Consider the following 649-nt stretch of genomic DNA (forward strand, 5'->3'; position numbering starts at 1 on the left):
ATAGCGTTTAGAAGTGGCAATGGTGTTAAGATAATCGTAGGAGGCAAGCAAAAGCTTTACAGTTATGATAGTCAAACGAAGGGGTGGAAGGACATAAGTCAAAGTGGTGTGACTTATCATGCGCATGAAGATAATCAATGGTCGTTCGCTTTGTTTGGTCAAAGAATTATTGCGGTGAATAAAAATGATAAACCACAAGTTTTTAATACCCATAGTTCTGAACGATTTGAAGATTTAGGAGGCAATCCCCCGAAAGCAGGCTTGGTGAAGGTTTGGGGACCTTTTGTTTGTTTGATGCAATTGACAGATCACCCCAATCGCATTCATTGGTCAGGTTTGGAAGATGCAACCCATTGGACAGTTAAGCAGAAAGATTGCGATTTTCAAGATTTTCCAGATGGAGAATATGTTCAAGGGTCTACGGAATCGACTAATCCCCTCATTTTTATGCGTTCTGCTATTTATGCAGGAACCTTTGTTGCGGGTTCTAAGATTGTGTTTACGTTTCAAAAGATACAAGACAAGCGCGGAGCCCGTAGTGCGTCCTCTATAGCATGTCGAGGGAGTGATGTTTTTTTTGCGAGTGATGGTGGTTTTTATCAGATGAGTTTGGATGGTCAACTTTTGCCGATAGGCTTTGAGAAAGTTG

General features: G+C 41.3%; 1 pseudogene. It reads left to right on the plus strand.

Going from position 1 to position 649, the window contains the following annotated elements:
* Positions 1-649: pseudogene (locus ACFIL3_RS10895) on the plus strand (hypothetical protein); the annotation flags it as partial.

The sequence above is a fragment of the Bartonella sp. CE47NXGY genome, assembly GCF_042195415.1.
GTDB lineage: Bacteria > Pseudomonadota > Alphaproteobacteria > Rhizobiales > Rhizobiaceae > Bartonella.